This window comes from Azospirillum sp. RU38E (genome assembly GCF_900188385.1).
GTDB lineage: Bacteria > Pseudomonadota > Alphaproteobacteria > Azospirillales > Azospirillaceae > Niveispirillum.
This window is the reverse complement of record NZ_FZOI01000010.1, coordinates 48273-64582: the sequence shown is the minus strand read 5'-3', so window position 1 is coordinate 64582 and position 16310 is coordinate 48273. Positions and strand designations below refer to the sequence as shown.

Annotated in this window: 15 protein-coding genes; 5 read left to right on the top strand and 10 right to left on the bottom strand. The window is 62.8% G+C overall.

All coding sequences use genetic code 11. The features are described 5' to 3' along the window. Position 1: 1 nt before the first annotated feature. From ccoS to CHB97_RS16420, 6 genes are all read right to left on the bottom strand, one after another. Positions 2-190: a cbb3-type cytochrome oxidase assembly protein CcoS gene (gene ccoS, locus CHB97_RS16445; RefSeq protein WP_089289081.1), complete on the bottom strand. Its 189-nt coding sequence runs from the start codon at positions 188-190 to the stop codon at positions 2-4. Beyond that, positions 187-2544, bottom strand: coding sequence for a heavy metal translocating P-type ATPase (locus CHB97_RS16440; RefSeq protein WP_089289183.1), 2358 nt, complete (start codon positions 2542-2544; stop codon positions 187-189). Before CHB97_RS16440 ends, ccoS begins: the two co-directional genes overlap by 4 nt. 26 nt (positions 2545-2570) lie before the next feature. After that, positions 2571-3098, bottom strand: a complete 528-nt coding sequence (locus CHB97_RS16435) for a FixH family protein (RefSeq protein ID WP_244559571.1) — start codon at positions 3096-3098, stop codon at positions 2571-2573. Continuing rightward, entirely contained in the window at positions 3052-4608 is a 1557-nt protein-coding gene (gene ccoG, locus CHB97_RS16430; protein ID WP_089289080.1) for a cytochrome c oxidase accessory protein CcoG, read from the bottom strand. The genes CHB97_RS16435 and ccoG overlap by 47 nt, the downstream gene beginning before the upstream one ends. 403 nt (positions 4609-5011) lie before the next feature. Further along, positions 5012-5359 carry an NHLP leader peptide family RiPP precursor gene (locus tag CHB97_RS16425; RefSeq protein WP_089289079.1) on the bottom strand — a complete coding sequence of 116 codons (348 nt, stop codon included), beginning with the start codon at positions 5357-5359 and terminating at the stop codon, positions 5012-5014. Positions 5360-5616: 257 nt separating this feature from the next. Further along, positions 5617-5949, bottom strand: coding sequence for an NHLP leader peptide family RiPP precursor (locus tag CHB97_RS16420; RefSeq protein ID WP_089289078.1), 333 nt, complete (start codon positions 5947-5949; stop codon positions 5617-5619). 345 nt (positions 5950-6294) lie between these two features. Here CHB97_RS16420 and CHB97_RS16415 point away from each other — a divergent pair, with 345 nt between their 5' ends. Further along, positions 6295-7134 carry a universal stress protein gene (locus CHB97_RS16415; protein ID WP_089289077.1) on the top strand — a complete coding sequence of 280 codons (840 nt, stop codon included), beginning with the start codon at positions 6295-6297 and terminating at the stop codon, positions 7132-7134. Between the two features lie 6 nt (positions 7135-7140). On the opposite strand, the gene CHB97_RS16410 is transcribed toward CHB97_RS16415, so the two are convergent. Next, entirely contained in the window at positions 7141-8019 is an 879-nt protein-coding gene (locus CHB97_RS16410) for a LysR substrate-binding domain-containing protein (protein WP_089289076.1), read from the bottom strand. A 203-nt stretch (positions 8020-8222) separates the two neighbouring features. Further along, positions 8223-9236, bottom strand: a complete 1014-nt coding sequence (locus tag CHB97_RS16405) for a zinc-binding alcohol dehydrogenase family protein (protein ID WP_089289075.1) — start codon at positions 9234-9236, stop codon at positions 8223-8225. 184 nt (positions 9237-9420) lie between these two features. Between CHB97_RS16405 and CHB97_RS16400 the strand changes: the two genes are divergently transcribed. Beyond that, positions 9421-9687: a metal-sensing transcriptional repressor gene (locus CHB97_RS16400; RefSeq protein ID WP_089289074.1), complete on the top strand. Its 267-nt coding sequence runs from the start codon at positions 9421-9423 to the stop codon at positions 9685-9687. A gap of 12 nt (positions 9688-9699) precedes the next feature. Beyond that, positions 9700-10560: a nickel/cobalt efflux transporter gene (locus CHB97_RS16395; RefSeq protein ID WP_089289073.1), complete on the top strand. Its 861-nt coding sequence runs from the start codon at positions 9700-9702 to the stop codon at positions 10558-10560. A gap of 120 nt (positions 10561-10680) precedes the next feature. Here CHB97_RS16395 and CHB97_RS16390 read toward each other — a convergent pair whose 3' ends face one another. Both CHB97_RS16390 and CHB97_RS16385 read right to left on the bottom strand, forming a co-directional pair. Continuing rightward, entirely contained in the window at positions 10681-12192 is a 1512-nt protein-coding gene (locus tag CHB97_RS16390) for an FAD-binding oxidoreductase (RefSeq protein ID WP_089289072.1), read from the bottom strand. 136 nt (positions 12193-12328) lie between these two features. Continuing rightward, a complete protein-coding gene (locus CHB97_RS16385; RefSeq protein WP_200819986.1) occupies positions 12329-14434 on the bottom strand; it encodes a TonB-dependent siderophore receptor in 2106 nt (701 codons plus the stop codon). A 217-nt stretch (positions 14435-14651) separates the two neighbouring features. On the opposite strand from CHB97_RS16385, the gene hisC reads away from it, so the two are divergent. Both hisC and CHB97_RS16375 read left to right on the top strand, forming a co-directional pair. Further along, on the top strand, positions 14652-15710 hold the full coding sequence (gene hisC / locus CHB97_RS16380; RefSeq protein WP_089289071.1) for a histidinol-phosphate transaminase: 1059 nt from the start codon (positions 14652-14654) through the stop codon (positions 15708-15710). Positions 15711-15846: 136 nt separating this feature from the next. After that, the gene (locus CHB97_RS16375; protein ID WP_244559570.1) at positions 15847-16041 is read left to right on the top strand and encodes a hypothetical protein; all 195 of its coding nucleotides are present in this window, start codon (positions 15847-15849) and stop codon (positions 16039-16041) included. Positions 16042-16310 lie beyond the last annotated feature (269 nt).

Below are 16310 nucleotides of genomic sequence, written 5' to 3'. Positions count from 1 at the left end.
GTCACTTCTCCTTGGATGGGGCGGTTTGATCAGGGACGACCGGCAAGGGTTTGCCGTCGTCGTAAAGGACGCGGACGGCGGCACCGTCCAGATCGTCGTACTGGCCACTGCGCACCGACCACATGAAGCCGGCCAACCCGGCCAGACCCAGCAGCAATGCGATGGGGATGAGGAATAACAGGGCCGTCATGGCAGGCTCCGTTTAACGCGGGAAAGGCGCAGCGCATTGACCAGCACCACCAGCGAGGAAGAGGACATGGCCAAGGCCGCGATCAACGGCGTGGCATGGCCCAGCATGGCAATGGGCACCGCGCAAAAATTATAGAGCAGGGAAAAGGCCAGATTCTGCGTCACCAGCCGTTCCGACCGTTTGGCCACCCACAGCAATTCGGCCACCGGGGCCAGATGATCACCCTGGAAAATGCTGTCCGCCGCCGTCTGCGCCACATCCACCGCCGTGCTGGGGGAAACGGACACATTGGCCGAGGCCAGGGCAGCGGCATCGTTCAGGCCATCCCCCACCATCAGCACCCGCCGCCCCTCTGCCCGCATGGCGGCCAGGGCGGCGGCTTTGCCGGCCGGGTCCACCCCGGCGCGCCAGTCACTGATGCCCAACTGGTCGGCAAGGGCGGCCACCGCCCCTTCCCGGTCGCCGGACAATAGCGCCACGCCATAGCCGCGCTGGCGCAGGGTGGCAACCGTGGCCGCCGCATCCGGGCGCGGTGCATCGATGAAGCTGAAGCGCAGCGGCGCGCGGCCCGGCTGGGCCAGCCACAGTTCCGGCCCGGCAGCATTTTCCACCAGGGGGGCCGGCACCGGGCCGACAAAGCCGCGCCGGCCCAGCCGAACCGTGCCGCTCGGCCCATCCCATTCCAGCCCGGCCCCCGGCACTTCGCGTACATCATGCGCCACCGGCCCCGGCCCGGCAGCCCGCGCAATGGCGCGCGACAGCGGGTGCCGGCTGAACCGGGCCAGACCGGCCGCCAGTTCCAGATCGGCAGCACTGCGCGCCGGATCGGCCTGCAATTCCGGGCGGCCCAGGGTCAGCGTGCCGGTCTTGTCGAACACCACCAGATCGACCTTGGCCAGCCGTTCCAGCGCGGTAGGGGATTTCAGCAGCACGCCCTGGCGCATCAACCGGCCCGTGGCCACCACCTGCACCGCCGGCACGGCCAGTGCCAGCGCACAGGGGCAGGTGATGATCAGCACGGACACGGCGATGAACAAAGCCGGCTGCCAGGCCAGGCCCACACCCAACGTCCAGGCCAGGAAGGTGGCGATGGCAGCGGTATGCACCACGGGCGTGTAATTGCGGGCCACCCGGTCGGCCAGGGCGACGAAACGGGCCCGCCCCTGTTCGGCCGATTCCATCAATCGGACGATTTCCGCCAGCAGCGTATCTTCCCCGCGCGCCGTCACGGTGACGCGCAGCGGGGCCGACAGGTTCACCATGCCGGCAAAGACCTTGTCCCCCACACCGGCCGCCTGCGGATTGCTTTCGCCAGTAACGACAGAGGTGTCGATGTCCGATGTACCGGCGGCAATGGCACCATCCACGCCAATCCGTTCCCCCACCGCCACCAGCACCGTTGCCCCCACCGGCACCTGGGCCGGCGGCGTCGGCACGGCGCTGCCATCCGGCCCCAGCATCATCACCGGGGCGCGGCCCAGCGCCAGCAGATGTTCAGCCGCCGAGCGGGCACGGCCACGGGCGCGCGCATCCAGAAAGCGGCCGATCAGCAGGAAGAACAGCAGCATGACCGCGCCATCGAAATAGGCGTGCTGGCCATGGCGCAGCGTTTCCCACAGCGATGTCAGGGTGGCCAGGGTGACGCCGATGGAAATCGGCACATCCATGTTGGACCGCCGCGCCCGCAGCGCCCCAATGGCGGAGCGGAAGAAGGGCCGCCCGGCATAGGCCACCGTGGGAATGGCGATCAAGGCGGAGAGCCAATGCATCATGGTGCGCGTCGCCTCCCCCATGCCGCCGGCATGGCCGGACCAGATGGAGACAGACAACAGCATGATATTCATGGCGGAAAAGCCCGCCAGCGCCATGGCGCGCACCAGTTCCCGTTCACTGCGCTTTTGTGGATCATCCGCCCCGTCGGTCCCCGGCACGGCGGGGCGATAGCCCAGCCGGCGCAGGATATCGACAAAACGGGCGGCCAGAGCAGCATCGCCATGCCAGCGCAGGGCCAGCCGGCTGCTGGTCAGGTTGACGCGGGCGGACACCACCTCCGGTTCCCGCCGCAGCACGCTTTCGATCAGCCAGACGCAGGCGCCGCAGGTCAGCCCGTCTAGCACCAGCCGCATCTGGCAATCGCCCCCCGGCAGGGTGTCTGTAGCCGAGGCCAGATCCAGCGGCGCTTCCTCTGAAAGGTCGCCCACCGGCTTGGCCACCACATCGCGCCGTGCGTAATAGGCATCCAGCCCCAGATCATGGATCAGGCCATGCGCGCCCTCGCAGCCGGGGGAGCAGAAGTGGCTGCCCGGCAGGGCCGGCTGGCCACAATGGGCGCACAGCACCGTTTCACCCGGCATCCGGGCCTGGAGGGCGGCTTGATCGGTCACGGAACGAACACCCTTTCAACCAGCAGATAGCGTTCGCCGCCATTCAGCAGCGTGGCATTCACGTCCCACTGCCCATGCTGCGGTACCGCATCCAGGCGGGCGACATAGCGGCCATTGCCGACACCGGTGAAGGACAGCGCCACCGGCGCCAACCCGCCCAGCGGGCGTTCCAGATCGCCCGTCACCGTGGCCCGGTCCATCGGCAGACCATCGCGGCCGGTCAGATGGATTTCCAGCATCCGGCCCTGGACCTTGGTTTCCACCTTCCAGCCCAGCGCATTCTGGTGCGCCTGCACGGCCAGCACCTGATTATATTGCACCCCCCGTTCATAGGGCTTTTCCACCGCCAGACCGGAGAAGGATTTCAGCGCATAGGTCACCAGCACGCCATTGACGGCGATGACGACCAGCATGGCGCCAACGAAAACCCAGGGAATCCACAAGCTTTTACGGGGTGTCTCGATCATGGTCATGGCATCACCGGCGGACAGGGTGGGGACCGACGAAGACGGCGTGATATTCATCGCCTTCGCCACGAACGGGATTTTGCAGCAGGAATTCGAACTCGGTCTTCTCATCGCGCTTGCGATCAGGCGGCAGGGTGACGAAGACACGGAAGGTGGCCACCTTGTCACCCTTGGTGGGCAACACCACCGGCTGGCCATCGCGCGCCTCGCCCACATCCTGCACGGTCAGCAGGGCTCCCGGCGGCACATCTTCCAACGACAGGCGGAAATCCACCGCTTCACGACGCTTGTTGAGGATTTTCAGCGTATAGCCATTGCGCACGCCGCCATCGGACAGGGTGACGAACAGCGGCGCCCGGTCGCGCAGCACACTGACCTGAACCGTGGTGCGGGTCAGCAGGGCCCCCAGCATGATGGCGCTGACGATCAGCAACGAGGCAGCATAGATCAGCACGCGGGGACGGATGATCTGCCACTTGGCGCGGCCGCCCTGGGCACGGGCGCGCTGGCGGGCTTCGGTATCGAAGGTGATCAGTTCCTGCGGGCGGCCGACCTTGGCCATGATTTCGTTGCAACTGTCGATGCACAGGCCACAACCGATACATTCAAGCTGGATACCGTCGCGGATATCGATGCCGGTGGGGCAGACGGCGACGCACTGGCCGCAATCGATGCAGTCGCCGCGCCCTTCCCAACTGGTGCCGGCCTTGTGCGGCCCGCGCTTCTCACCCCGCCAGGATTCGTAGGTCACCACCATGGACTGGTCGTCCAGCATGGCAGCCTGGAAACGCGGCCAGGGGCACATATAGGTGCAGACCTGTTCGCGGGCCCAGCCGGCCAGCACATAGGTGGTCGCCGTGAACAGACCGACGAAGAAATACTGCATGGAGGTGGCGGTGCCGGTGAAAAACTCCACCACAAAGGTCGGCGCATCATTGAAATAGAGCGCCCAGGCCCCACCGGTGGCCAGCGCAATGGCAAACCAGACACTGTGCTTGGCCGTTTTCCGCCAGACCTTCTCGAAAGAGAGCGGCGCCTTGTCCAACCGCATCCGGGCGCCGCGATCCCCCTCGATCCAGCGTTCCACCAGCATGAACAGGTCGGTCCAGACTGTCTGCGGGCAGGCATAGCCGCACCAGAGCCGTCCGAACAGCGAGGTGACCAGGAACAGGCCCAAGGCCCCCAGCACCAGCAAGCCGGTGATGAAATAGACCTCCTGCGGCCAGATCTCGATATTGAACAGATAGGCGCGCGGCGCCCCGATATCGATCAGCAGCGCCTGGTTCGGCGCTTCCGGTCCGCGATCCCAGCGCAGCCAGGGCGCCAGATAATAGAAAGCCAGACAGAAGATCAGCACCGCCCATTTGATGGTGCGGTATTTGCCCTTCACCCCCTTGGGATAGACCTTCACATGCTCGGCATAAAGCGAGTTGGACGGGCCGGGATCGCCCTTCGGACGCGGCTTGCGGCCGCCAGGGGCCGGCTTGTCCTTGCGGCCATTCTCGAAAGAAGCCTGGGCCGCATCGGCGGCGGCGGCCTTTTCCAGCAATGTGTTCGGCCCGGTCATGGGGGGTCTCTCGGGGGTTGGGGCACCAAAATAGTTCGGGCGGCAAGCCACCCGTGAGCGCACCCTATGCCCCCCGCCCCGCCCCCGCTTTGCGATAGATCAAATCCCGGTCTGCCAATCATATGGTGACCAACATGTCGCAAGCCGCTGGGGCAATCCCGACAAACCGATGAAAAGCAAAAGGCCGCCGTCCATGGGGAACGGCGGCCTGTAATACCAGCGGCACGAAATCATGACCGATGGTCACGCTTTCATGCCCCTCAATCGCCGGCGCCAGCATCCGCTGGCTTGGCTACGCCGCACGAGCGGCGCGGCGGCAGTCGCCGCCGTACCAACGGTCATGAATTATGACCGTTGGTATAAAGCTTATGCAATGCCCCCGGCAGCGGGAACAAGGATCAGGTCAACGGCCCTTCTTGGACTTCTGGTTACTGTTCTTAATGCCGTACCAGGTTTCCCAATCAACAAAGGCGCTGAAGCTGACACCGCCAGACGCCAGATCCAGCAGTTCGTCGGACAGTTCATTTTCATCCAGGGCGGCGGGCAGCACGATGGTCACTTCACCCGGCTGCTCTTCCACCACAGTGATCTTGTAACCAGGGATCGGATCAACCCCCAGCAAGCTCTTCACCGCCTCATGCGGGTTGGACAGCAGCAAGGCGCGGAAGGCCGGATCGGCCTCGGCACGCTCGATAAGGCCAGCGGTCACATGGGCACGGGCCTTGCTCAGGGGGGAGATTTCAGCGGTCATCCTGGCACCTCTGATAAAGGGTGTAACAAACAGGCCGCATTATTATCGGTAACCACGAAAACAAGGGTGCCACAATCTCTATGCAAAATGTTTGAAAGGCTCTGCAAAACGGAAATCCCAAATATAATCAAACATTAATATAAATAGCTTCGACACCATTTCATGCGAATGAAAAAGAAATGGCCGCCGGTACTGTCACCGGCGGCCACGAATGCATCTGCCCAACAGATTGGGCAGATGGAATGACGTAAAACAGATCAGCGATTCTTCGGCTTCCTGTCCGGGTACGGCGGGCCATAGAGGATGAAGGCGCTGAAGGAGGTGCCACCGGAGGCCAGATCCAGCAGCTCGTCCGACAATTCGCTTTCTTCCAGGGCGGCCGGCAGCACGATGGTCACTTCGCCCGGCTTTTCTTCAACCACATTGATCTTGAAACCGGGAATCGGGTCGATGCCGAGTGTCCGCTTCACCCCTTCATGTGGATTGGCCAGCAGCAGCGCGCGAAATTCCGGGTCGGCTTCGGCCCGTTCAATGATGGATGCCACGGCGTGATCGCGCGCCTTGCGCATCGGGAAGGGTTCGGCACTCATCGTGGTTTTCCTCCGGTGGGTGGGTGACGGTGTGCCGCAAACCTACCGCGAGCGGCAGCAATGTGCGCGGTCGCCCTTCTATGCGTTGAGCACTAAAGGGTCTGCCGGCGGGAACCAGGGGGCCGCCCGGATCGTTATTCATTTGGAAACAAGAGGGAGGTTGCGATGCGTGGCATTCTGCTCTGGGCCGTGGGTATACCCATCCCCATCATCATCCTGCTTTACCTGTTCGGCGTGTTTTAATGATCTTGCCGGGAAACCTTTGACCGAGATCAAGGAAACCGTCGCCGCCCCCAGGCATGATGCCCACCAGTTGACACATGATCGATCAAGGGCACACACGCCATGGAACCCAAGGATATCGTCGTCTTTCTGGAAGAGACGGAAGGCAGCGACGGACGGTTGAACTACGCCGCCGCACTGGCCAAACGCTGGCAGGCGCATCTGATCGCCACCTATGTCATCAATCCGCTGCACCTGGATCGCCATGCCGGTTTTGCCATCGGCGTCGGCCTGACGGAGATGTTGAACCAGCATCGCCTGCGCACCCAGGCGGCGATGCTGGATAACCGCGCCCGGTTTGAAACCCTGTGCCAGCGCCGCAGCTTCACCGCCGAATGGCGGGTGGCAGAGGATGAAACGGGCGAGGGGTTGATGCTGCACGCCCGTCACGCCGGGCTGGCCATCGTCGGCCCGCCGCTGAAGCCCGATATCGCCAATCCCAGCCTGCTGGGGCTGGCCAATGACATCATCTTTGCTTCCGGCCGGCCCACGCTCTGCCTGCCGGCCCATTGGTCGGCCGCCCGTATCGGCGGCCCCATCGTGGTGGGCTGGAATGCCAGCCGGGAGGCAACGCGCGCCATTGCCGCCGCCATGCCCTTCCTGATCGCCGCAGAGGAGGTGCATGTGGTGGTGGCCCCCGATGCCCGCCTGCGCCGGCTATATGGGCAGGAACCGGGTGCTGACATCACCGCCCATCTGGCCCGCCATGGCGTGCGTGCAGTACTGGACCAGCGGCCGGGCGATGATGCCGGGGCCATTTTGCTGGAACGCTGCCGCGAACTTCACGCCGACATGCTGGTGATGGGGGCCGTTGGCCGCTCCCGGATCAGCGAATTCGTCTTCGGCGGGGCCACGCGCAAGCTGTTGGACAAGGCGGAATTGCCGTTGCTGCTGTCGCAGTAAAGTTGGTCATGCCGCCACCGGCATCCCCGCCCCGCCGGCCAGGCTTTCCGTCAGAAAGCCGACCAGCGGGCGGACCAGATCGCCGGCGCGGTCTTCCCCCACCACGGTGATTTCGGTCTGGGGCAGGGCCGGCCAGTCCGGCCCTTCGGGCAATATCCGCAACCCGTCGCGCAGGAAGCAGCGGCCCAGCACCTTCACCCCCAGCCCGCCCGCCACCGCCGCCTGCACCCCCATCAGGCTGCTGGCGGTGCAGGCGGCCACCCAGTTGCGGCCATTGCGCCCCAGGGCGGAGACCATCAATTCCCGATAGGTGCAGGGGGCCGGCAGCATCACCAGCCGCAAGGGGCCAGACAGGTCCAGCGGCTGGTCCGCCGCCGCCATCCAGACCAGTTGTTCACGCCAGATCACCCGGCCCCGCTGGGCGGTGCCGTCCTTCTTGGCGATCACCGCATCCAGCCGCCCCTCATCATAGGCCGCCAGCAGGGCACAGGACAGACCGGTCATCAGTTCCAGATGCACCGCCGGGTACAGCCGGCTGAACCGGGCCAGCAGGCGGGGCAATTGCTGGGGGATGAAATCTTCCGATATGCCCAGCCGCAAGGTGCCCGACGCCAGGGGGGAACGCAGGTCGGCCACCAGCCGGTCATTGAATTCCAGCATCTGCCGGGCCGATGCCAGCAGCCTTTCCCCCTGGGCGGTCAGGCGCAGGCTGCGGCTGGTGCGGTCGAACAGGCGCAGTTGCAGGATTTCTTCCAGCCGCAGCACCTTCTGGCTGACCGCCGATTGCGACCGCCCCACCAGATCGGCGGCGGCGGTGAAGCTGCCGGCATCCACCACCGCCACGAAGGCCCGCAACAGGTCGATTTCCAGATCGGGGTGACGCATCGGGGGGCTCCGGTGGTGGGACGTCTGTTATGGGTAAGGGACTGATTTACCCAAACGCACAAGGCTGCCTTCCCCGCGCAAGCGGGGATCCAGGGGCCAATGGGACTGAGGCGTATTTCCTGTGGCCCCTGGACCCCCGCTTACGCGGGGGAGGCCGTGAAGGAACGGAAGACCTGAACCGCTTCAGACGGCCCTCCCAGCCCTCAGAACCCAGCCAGCACCTTCTTGCCGAAGGAGCGGCCGCTTTCCAGCAACTGATGCAGCCGCGTCAGGTTGGCGGCGTTGATGGTGCCTTCCACCCCGGTCAGGGTGGTTTGCAGCAGGCCGGCATCCACCAAGGCAGAGACCTCGCTCAACAGCCGGTGCTGTTCAATGATGTCCGCCGTGGCAAACATCGACCGGGTGAACATGAACTCCCAGGAAATCGTCACGCTGCGCCGCTTGAAGGGCAGTACATCGAACGTCGCCGGGTCGTCGATCACCGACAGGTGGCCCTGCGGGGCAATCATCTCCACGATTGAGGGCATATGCTGATCGGTGTTGGAGAGGGCCGCGACATAATCCACCGCCTTGATGCCGATGGCGCGCAAGCCCTCCGCCAGCGGCTGGCGATGGTCGATCACATGGTGGGCGCCCATCTTCTGCACCCATGCCACCGTTTCCGGGCGGGATGCGGTGGCAATCACCGTCAGCCCGGTCAGCCGGCGGGCCAACTGGATCAGGATGGACCCCACCCCGCCGGCCCCGGCGATCACCAGCAGGGTGCCCGTCTGGTTCTTCACGCCATAGGGAACGCGCATCCGGTGGAACAGCATTTCCCAGGCGGTGATGGCGGTCAGCGGCAGGGCGGCAGCGGCCGGGAAATCCAGGCTGGCCGGCTTAGGCCCGACGATGCGTTCATCCACCAAATGATATTCGGCATTGGTGCCGGGCCGCGTCAGATCGCCGGCATAGAACACCGCATCACCCGGCTTGAACAGCGTCACCGCTGACCCGACGGCGGTAACGGTACCGGCGGCATCAAAGCCCAGCACCTTATGCTGGCCTTCCGCAGGCGCCGCGTTGCGGCGCACCTTGGTATCGACCGGGTTGACGGAGACGGCCGCCACCTGCACCAGCAGATCATGCGGACCAGGGGTGGGCACCGGCAATTCGATATCGACAAGCGCGCCAGCGCCATCCACGGGGCCGGCCTTCTGGTAACCAACGGCTTTCATGACAGGCGAACCTTTCAATCGGGCGGCAGCCGCCGCCAGTGAGGGGGATGACGGCAAAGGTGGGCCGGAACCGATAATAAGAAAAGCGCATAATTCAAATCGAATCCATCAGTTTATCAACTGCATATCCCCTCCAGGGGGATAGGACTCGCCCACTGTCCCAGCCTGTGCTAGGCTCCATCCCATGAGCCACGCACAAGACCCCGAGATCATGAACCGCCTGCGCCGTGCCCATGGGCATTTGGGCGCCACCCTGCGAATGCTGGAGGAAGGGCGCGACGCGTTGACCATCGCCCAACAGCTTCAGGCCGTGCTGAAGGCGCTGGACAAGGCCAAGACCGAACTGGTGCTGCACCATATCGAGCATCATCTGGAGGAGGTGACCGGCCCCCTGCCCAAGGAGGCGCGGGAGCGCATGGCCAGCATTGCCGAAATCACCAAATATCTCTGAAGGTTACGCATCATGACGCCCTTTGCCGATCTGTTGCGCGAAGGCACGGCCCATGCCTGGCTGTTCGCGCCCACGGCCATCCTGTTGGGGGCGCTGCACGGGCTGGAACCGGGCCATTCCAAAACCATGATGGCGGCCTTCATCGTGGCGGTGCGGGGCACCGTCACCCAAGCGGTGCTGCTGGGCCTGTCGGCCACGCTGTCACATACGCTGGTGGTATGGAGCGTGGCGCTGCTGGGCCTGTATTTTGGCCAGAATATGGATGTGGAGGCCAATGAGGGCTGGTTCCAACTGGCGTCGGGCGTGATCATTCTGCTGGTGGCACTATGGATGCTGTGGCGCACCTGGCGCGACCTGCATCCGCATGGGCACCATCATCATCACGGCCATCACCATCATGGCCACCATGACCATGGCGGGCATCATCACGGGCACGACCATCACCATGACCACCATCATGACCATGATGAAGATGAGCCCCAGGGTGCCCATGAACGCCAGCACGCCATGGAGATTGAGCGGCGCTTTGCCGGTCGCGCGGTGACGACACCGCAGATCATCCTGTTCGGCCTGACCGGCGGGCTGATCCCCTGCCCCGCCGCCATCACCGTGCTGCTGCTCTGCCTGCAACTGAAGGAATTCTCGCTGGGCGTGGCGCTGGTGCTGTGTTTCAGCATCGGGCTGGCGCTGACCCTGGTGCTGGTGGGGGTGGCGGCGGCTTTGTCAGTGCGCCATGCCGCCAGCCGCTGGCCCGGCTTCAACGCGCTGGCCCGCCGTGCCCCCTATTTCTCCGCCGGGCTGATCCTGCTGGTCGGGCTTTATGTCTGCTGGAGCGGTTGGCACAGCCTGCCAACCTTATACCAACCCGCCTGAAGGTTGGCCTTTAGGCGGGTTGGAGGCGGGCGACTGCCGGCCCGCCGCACGTGAGGGAACGCAAAATCTCCCTGGATCGGTCACGATCAAGGGAGATTGGTATTTTAACGCCCCCCTCCGTTACGCCGGCCGAATGGCCTGGGCGAAGGTGAAGAGGGACTTGGGGTCCACCTGTTTCTTCACCTTCTGCAGGCGGGGGTAATTCTCCCCATAATAGGCGATGGGCCAGTCACCCAGCGTGGGGTCGGAGAAGTTCTGATAGGCCCCCACCGCCCCGGTCTGCTGATTGGCCAGATTATAGAAATTCTGCTGCCAGAGCAGGTTGGCTTCCACCTGGGCTGGCGGATCAGTGGGCTGCCACCAGTTCATTTCCACCGTGAACAGCCAGTCAAACCCGCGATGCACATAGGCGGTTTCCGTCGGCTTCATCTGGTTGATGGTGCCGCCGAGCTGGAAGAATTTGAAGGCCACCGGCATGGCCGTGCCGGGCAGCTTGTGCGCCAGCTCCATCATTTCCCCGATGGCGGCCTCTGTTACGCGGCGGGCCATCATGTAGCTGGATTTTTCCTGATAATAATAGGGATAGGGAGATTCGCTGAGGAAATCCTGGCCTTCCCAATAGGCGATGTCCGGCTTCACCACCTTCTTGGTGGCTGTTTCCCACCATTTGCCAAAGATGGTTTCCAGGGTTTTGTCGCATTTATGCAGCTGGCCCAGCACCGAAAGGCTGATCCCCTTGCCGGCGCAGCGTTCAGCCAGGCTGGGCATGGTGACGCTGATCTTGCTGCCAAATTCCTTCGGCGCGCTGTTCAGCTGTTCCAGCAAGCCCGTCAGCACCTTTGTCAGGTCGCCCCCCTCCCAGGTCAGCTTGAATACGGTGACGGTGCTGACCGGGTAGGTTTGTAGGGTAAAGGCGGTGTTGATGCCGAAATTGCCGCCGGCCCCGCCGCGGCAGGCCCAGAACAGGTCGCGGTCATGGGTATCGTTGGCGCTGTGCAGCTCCCCCTCCGCCGTGACCAGATCGGTCGCCGTCAACAGGTCGGAGCCAATGCCCAGCAGGCGCATGTTGAAGCCGATCCCGCCGCCCAGCAGGAAGCCCGCCGCCCCCACCGCATCACAGCGGCCATGGGTGATGGTGCGGCCCATGCGTTCCAGTGACTTGTAAACCAGGGCGTTGGAGATGCCGCCCTCCACCCGCACCAGCCCATCCTTGCCGACAGGTTCCACCCCCTTCATCAGCGACATGTCGATCAGCAGACCGGGGGTGGAGGAGAAGCCGGCATAATTATGCCCGCCAGAGCGCACGGCGAACGGCTTGTTATGCTTCTTCACCCACTGAATGCAGGTCAGCACATCCTCCGCCCGCTCACAGCGGGCGATGCCCTGGGGCGGGATATTGTAGCGCAGGTTATTGGGACGGCAGATATCGGCGAAGTTCGGGTCTTCCGGGCGCAGCACCGGCCCCTGCATCGCCTTGGCCAGATCGGTCCAGGCGGACGGCGGCGGACAATAGGCCCGGTCGCCATCGGCGGCCCGGGCCAGCCGTATCGGCCCCGGTATTTGTGTGGCCACGGCCAGCCCACCCAAGCCAGCCAGGAAGGAACGGCGGTTATGTTCAATTTTTCGCAGCATGATGCCTCCGATATCCTATCGCATAGGTTTATCAGGGCATATGCGCAGAATGCAATATTTCAGCGAATGATTTGGTGAGTTTTACAATCAAAACGGCAGAACGCCGCGGGGCGGCGTGATCGCCGCCCCGTCACCGTCACCAGTAGAATTTCACGCTGAGGGAGGCGTTGCGGGTTTCCCCGACGCTGCTGAAACTCCAATATTTCTTGTTGAACAGGTTGTTGATATTGCCGGTAATATCGGCCCGCTGGCCGGCGATGCTGGTACTGTACTGGAACCCGACATTGGTCAGCACCCGGCTGGGCATATAGAGCGCATTATCATCGGCAACCGGCGCCTTGCCAAAATAGCGGACATTGCCGTGCAGGCGTAGCCCCTCCACCGCAGGCACCTGATAATCGGCATTGGCCAACAACTGCCAGCGCGATGCCTCAGCCGGGGTATTGCCTTCCAGCGCCGCGTTCCCGGCGGATACCTTGTCGATCTTGGGATCCAGGTGCAGGGCCCCAACGCCCAGACGCAGATCTGACGTCACCTTGTATGAACCGGAAAACTCCACGCCCTTGTAGATGTTCAACCCATCCTGGGAGAGATAGCGCAGCCCGTCTGTTTCCGTATCGATCTGGTTGGCCCGTTCAACGCGAAAGGCCGCCGCCGTCAAGCTGAGACTTTGATGTTCATACTTAACCCCGCCCTCATATTGTTTGGAAATGGTGGCCCCCAGGATTTCGCCCGCATTGGCATAATCCCCGCCGACACGGGTGCCCGCCTCCATGGATTCCACATAGGACCCGTAGAGCGAGACATATTCCGCCGGCTTGTAGATCAGCGCCAGGGTGGGCGTCGTGGCAGTGGTGCGATAGCCGCTATCGACTGAGGGGTCACCATCGAAATCCAAGGCCTTGTAGCGGGTACGCCGGGCCCCCAAGATCGCCTGCCATTGCGGACCGAAATGCAGCGTATCGGAGATGAACAAAGCCGTCTGCCGGTCCTCCGATGGATTGCCATTGGTGCTGTAATCAATATCGCGGGTGACCAGGAAATTCTGTTCCTGATAAATATTGCCGTTGAAATCATTGCCCCAGTAATAGCCATTACCAAAATCGCTGGGTCGGCGCAGCAGCGAAACACCCGCAACCAGTTCATGACGGATGGGCCCGGTTTCCACCTTGCCCTGCACCATGGCCTGACCGAAATGGCCCTGATCGGTCTCAGCGAAATTATAGGCATAGCCCTGATAGTCACCAGCCTGGTTCAGCATATAGATGAACATCTTATTCGACTGGTGCTTCTTATAGGCATAGCCATAATTCAGCTTGGCCGTCCAATCGGCTGCCATGTCCCAGTCCAGCCCGGTCGCCACGCTGGTGGTACGGGTGCGGTAATAGGAATTTTCGACATTCACATTATCGAAATCCAGATCGGGGGATGGCAAATCCGTACCTTCGTACTGGCTCCAATAGACGTGGAACGGCTCATGCTCCAGCTTGCTTTCTTCATGCGTCGCGGTGACATACCAACGCAGGTCCGGCGTGATGGCATAATCCAGCGCCAGGGAGCCAACCCAGCGATTGACCCCCGCCTTGGTGTAAGCTGTCCCCTGTTCGCCGGCCAAATTCAGGCGGTAGCCCAGCCGGCCATCGCCCACCGGGCCGCCAGCATCGATATGGCCATAGCGGACGCCAGGATTGCGGTAACCCAGTTCAGTGGTCAGCAGCGGCTGCGCCGTCGGGCGCTTGGTTTGATAAAGGATGGCCCCGCCCGGTGAGCCGAAGCCATACATGAAGCCGGTCAGCCCCTTCATGGCCTGTACGCTTTCCACCGGCTCCAGCGGGAAGTCGCCGCCCCAGTAAAGCAGCAGCGGTACATCATCAATATAGAAATTATTGACACCAATACCCCTGATCTGTGTGCCCCACCAGTTGGTAGTGCCGGGGCTGGAATAGGAGAAGACGCCGGGATCATTGATGAAAATCTGGCCGATGCTGGTGGCCTGACGTTTGGCGATTTCGTCCTTGTCCACCACACTCGTGGAAAAGGGGGTGTCCAGCAGGCTTTTTTCCCCCAGCGCCCCGCTGGTCACCGGCTGTTTCAGTCTTTCATGGGTGCCGATGACAACAATATCATCATCCGCCACGCGCTGGGCCAGTTGGTCATCCCCCTGCTGCGCCGCCACGGGTGCTGCCAGCGCCCCCAGCAGCCACAGGGCAGCACCCGCCCGCAACATCCCCCGCACCTTCATTGGTTTCCCCATCTGGCTGTAGACATTCATTCATACGGGTTTGGGATTTAATAAGAGTCACTATCATTTGCAAATCATCATGGCGGGTGGCAGCCGTGCGGCGGATGGGCAGCAGCCTTCCCCTGGGAGGGGCGTGCAATCTGCCAGCAGAATCCCTATGTTAATTGCCCTGCTTTCCGGTGCGGCCAGGGCCGCCTTCGACGATTGGTGATTGGGAATGAGCCGTTTCTGGAGCCCCCTTGTTCACAGCCTGACCCCGTATGTCGCCGGTGAACAGCCCCGGATTCATGGTCTGATCAAGCTGAACACCAATGAGAACCCCTATGGCCCCTCCCCGCGCACGCTGGCGGCCATCAAGGCGGCGGCGGATGACACGCTGCGCCTGTACCCAGACCCGACGGGGCTGGCCCTGCGGCAGGTGATTGCCGACAGCCACGGCCTGTCGGTGGATGAGGTGTTTGTCGGCAATGGGTCGGACGAGGTGCTGGCCCACTGTTTCCAGGCGCTGCTGAACCATGATCAGCCGCTGCTGTTCCCGGATATCAGCTATAGTTTCTACCCCACCTATTGCCGGCTCTACGGCATTGATTTCCGCACCATCCCGCTGGATGCGGCGATGCGGGTGCAGGTGGCGGATTACAAGCTGCCCTGTGGCGCCATCATCCTGCCCAACCCCAACGCCCCCACCGGCATCGCCCTGCCGCTGGCCGAGATTGAAACGCTGCTGCGCGACCATCCCGATCAGGTGGTGGTGATTGACGAGGCCTATGTGGATTTCGGCGCGGAGAGCGCCATCCCGCTGGTCAAGACCTATCCCAACCTGCTGGTGGTGCACACCTTTTCCAAGTCGCGCAGCCTGGCGGGCCTGCGCGTCGGCTTTGCCGTGGGCCAGCGCCCGTTGATTGAGGCGATGGAACGGGTGAAGGACAGTTTCAATTCCTACCCGCTGGACCGGCTGGCCCTGGCCGGTGCCGTGGCCGCCTGGACCGACCAGGACTGGTTCGAAACCCACCGCCAGCGCATCATCGCCAGCCGGGAGACGCTGACGGTCGCGCTGCAGGGGCTGGGGTTCGAGGTGCTGCCCTCCGCCGCCAACTTCCTGTTCGCCCGCCACCCGGACCACGCCGGCAAGGAACTGGCCGCCGCGCTGCGGGAAAAAGCCATCCTGATCCGGCACTTCCAGAAGGACCGGATCGGGGACTTCCTGCGGATCACGGTGGGGACGGAAGCCGAGTGCGCGCGGCTGGTGGCGGCGTTGGGGGAGGTTTTGGGATGAGGGGTGGCGGGTAACGGCTAGGCTGTCGCTACCCCCTGATTGAGCGTATATTTTCTTTCCCCACATACGCTGAAATCGCCAGGTTAAAGGCGCGGACAACGCTGATTGCCGGACTTTGGCGGGAGAGGAACAGAAAATGAGCAGCAGTGCTGACCGTATTCTCCAAGGGCTTCAGGAAGCCCTTGCCCATGCCAAGGGGGAGGATGTGCCGGGGCTGGTGGTGCATGTCCCCGAAACGGTGGATGTTGCCGCCGTGCGTCGCCAAAAAGGACTGTCTCAGGATACTGCCCCCGACCGCATCGGAGTTTCGTCTGCAACACTGCGGGATTGAGAGAAGGGTCGTCGTTCCCCAGAAGGCGCGGCACGGGTTTTGCTGGCGTTGCTGGATCGTAATCCGAGGATTGCGGAGGAGACTTTGGTTTAGGAAACCCAGAAGGCGGGGACCTAAAAACGAGGCAGGTCGAGAGAAAAACAACCATCAGATAGGACGCAATTGCTGCTTTAAATAAATTTATATCCAGGATATCATAATTTCGTATTTATAGATTTTCAGTATATACCCTTGAATGGAAAGGGACGGAAATATATTTTTCACTTTAT

What these genes read in the sequence shown, in the direction of transcription:
- ccoS (WP_089289081.1), bottom strand. Translation starts at nt 190, where the DNA reads ATGACGGCCCTGTTATTCCTCATCCCCATCGCATTGCTGCTGGGTCTG.
- CHB97_RS16440 (WP_089289183.1), bottom strand. Translation starts at nt 2,544, where the DNA reads ATGCCGGGTGAAACGGTGCTGTGCGCCCATTGTGGCCAGCCGGCCCTG.
- CHB97_RS16435 (WP_244559571.1), bottom strand. Translation starts at nt 3,098, where the DNA reads ATGAATATCACGCCGTCTTCGTCGGTCCCCACCCTGTCCGCCGGTGAT.
- ccoG (WP_089289080.1), bottom strand. Translation starts at nt 4,608, where the DNA reads ATGACCGGGCCGAACACATTGCTGGAAAAGGCCGCCGCCGCCGATGCG.
- CHB97_RS16425 (WP_089289079.1), bottom strand. Translation starts at nt 5,359, where the DNA reads ATGACCGCTGAAATCTCCCCCCTGAGCAAGGCCCGTGCCCATGTGACC.
- CHB97_RS16420 (WP_089289078.1), bottom strand. Translation starts at nt 5,949, where the DNA reads ATGAGTGCCGAACCCTTCCCGATGCGCAAGGCGCGCGATCACGCCGTG.
- CHB97_RS16415 (WP_089289077.1), top strand. Translation starts at nt 6,295, where the DNA reads ATGGAACCCAAGGATATCGTCGTCTTTCTGGAAGAGACGGAAGGCAGC.
- CHB97_RS16410 (WP_089289076.1), bottom strand. Translation starts at nt 8,019, where the DNA reads ATGCGTCACCCCGATCTGGAAATCGACCTGTTGCGGGCCTTCGTGGCG.
- CHB97_RS16405 (WP_089289075.1), bottom strand. Translation starts at nt 9,236, where the DNA reads ATGAAAGCCGTTGGTTACCAGAAGGCCGGCCCCGTGGATGGCGCTGGC.
- CHB97_RS16400 (WP_089289074.1), top strand. Translation starts at nt 9,421, where the DNA reads ATGAGCCACGCACAAGACCCCGAGATCATGAACCGCCTGCGCCGTGCC.
- CHB97_RS16395 (WP_089289073.1), top strand. Translation starts at nt 9,700, where the DNA reads ATGACGCCCTTTGCCGATCTGTTGCGCGAAGGCACGGCCCATGCCTGG.
- CHB97_RS16390 (WP_089289072.1), bottom strand. Translation starts at nt 12,192, where the DNA reads ATGCTGCGAAAAATTGAACATAACCGCCGTTCCTTCCTGGCTGGCTTG.
- CHB97_RS16385 (WP_200819986.1), bottom strand. Translation starts at nt 14,434, where the DNA reads ATGAAGGTGCGGGGGATGTTGCGGGCGGGTGCTGCCCTGTGGCTGCTG.
- hisC (WP_089289071.1), top strand. Translation starts at nt 14,652, where the DNA reads ATGAGCCGTTTCTGGAGCCCCCTTGTTCACAGCCTGACCCCGTATGTC.
- CHB97_RS16375 (WP_244559570.1), top strand. Translation starts at nt 15,847, where the DNA reads ATGAGCAGCAGTGCTGACCGTATTCTCCAAGGGCTTCAGGAAGCCCTT.